The organism is Baaleninema simplex PCC 7105 (genome assembly GCF_000332355.1).
GTDB lineage: Bacteria > Cyanobacteriota > Cyanobacteriia > Cyanobacteriales > Geitlerinemataceae > Baaleninema > Baaleninema simplex.
This window is the reverse complement of record NZ_KB235958.1, coordinates 3,123,726-3,124,892: the sequence shown is the minus strand read 5'-3', so window position 1 is coordinate 3,124,892 and position 1,167 is coordinate 3,123,726. Positions and strand designations below refer to the sequence as shown.

Annotated in this window: 2 protein-coding genes; both read right to left on the bottom strand. The window is 48.1% G+C overall.

Annotated elements, in window-relative coordinates; genetic code table 11:
* Window positions 1–331 precede the first annotated feature (331 nt).
* Window positions 332–499 (bottom strand): photosystem II assembly protein Psb34, encoded by a 168-nt coding sequence (gene psb34, locus GEI7105_RS37425; RefSeq protein ID WP_017661436.1) that lies wholly within the window; start codon window positions 497–499, stop codon window positions 332–334.
* Window positions 500–546: 47 nt separating this feature from the next.
* The gene (locus tag GEI7105_RS0115950; protein WP_017661435.1) at window positions 547–774 is read right to left on the bottom strand and encodes a photosystem II protein, Psb35-related; all 228 of its coding nucleotides are present in this window, start codon (window positions 772–774) and stop codon (window positions 547–549) included.
* Between the last annotated feature and the right edge of the window lie 393 nt (window positions 775–1,167).

Genomic DNA, 1,167 nt, shown 5'->3' with positions numbered 1-1,167 from the left:
AAAATCTTGTCACCAGATGCGGTCAAAAAAGCAGTAGATTTACTCAACGATCGTCCTCGAAAATCTCTTGACTATCGAACCCCTTCTGAGGTATTTTATAGTCAGAGATCGGAGACCGTTGCATTTCAAACTTGAATTGGCGGTTGAAGAATCGAAATCAGCTTCTAATTTCCCATTCTAATTTCTCAATTTTCCCGTTCCCCGTTCCCCGTTCCCCGTTCCCCGTTCCCCGTTCCCTATTCCTAAAAAAACACTAAGAAAAAACCCCGCTGCTGAGACGGGGTGGAGAGAGAGACTTCAATGGAACGAAATTTTGTAGGACTTAATCTTGTTAGCTGACGCCGAACGCTACTAAAATCAGTGTGGAAACGAACAGGGTGGCGATCGCAGCTTGGAAAGCGTACTGGCGTTGTTGCCACAGTCCTGGGTATTCGGCGTAATAAACTTGGGGTTCGCTGGCGTAGTTGTTGAGCAGACCTTCGTTACTGACCGTTTTCATCCTTTTTTCTCCTAAACTCGAATGTTGTCAACTCGAAACGATCGGACTTAGCGGTTGAGGGTGCGCGTGGCGAATTCGTCCATCGCATACACCGGAACCCGGACGGCGTAGTTGGTTTGACGACCCACAAAGGCTTCAGCCAGTCGGTCGAACGTGGCGTTGTTCCAGTTGCGTTCGTGGATGGGTTTGCTTTGCTCGCCTCGGAAATACGCTTGAGTTCCGAGAATCGCCGCCGCAGTCCAACCGATGACGATGAGGGTAATGACGAGAGCCATGTGTGAGTCCTCCGAAAACTTTCCTGTTTCGCTTATGTAAATAAATGTAACAGAGTTTTAAAAAATGTAACAGTGACGTTGCACACTCGGAGGTCGCGATCGCGATCGCACCCGGACGCGATCGCCCTACAATCCTTTACTCTCAGGACATTTCAGGGCGATCGTCGCTCGAAAATCTCGGAACTCCGCGTTGTGGTTCCGTGCTTAAAGCGATGGTTTTCTGGCGATAACCGTTTTATGCCCACATTCCGCACTTCAACTTGTAGTACGCCAAGTAGCACGAGAAGGGGATGAAATTAGTCGGGAGTTGGTTAGGGATTAAGACCGAGAAAAAGAAAATTCGGGTAAAAATGACATCTTAGAGAAAAATCGGTTGAGGAATGGGCAAGTTAA

Bases quoted from the DNA above. Each gene is read 5' to 3' on its own strand.
- GEI7105_RS0115950 (WP_017661435.1), bottom strand. From the start codon at position 774: ATGGCTCTCGTCATTACCCTCATCGTCATCGGTTGGACTGCGGCGGCG.
- psb34 (WP_017661436.1), bottom strand. From the start codon at position 499: ATGAAAACGGTCAGTAACGAAGGTCTGCTCAACAACTACGCCAGCGAA.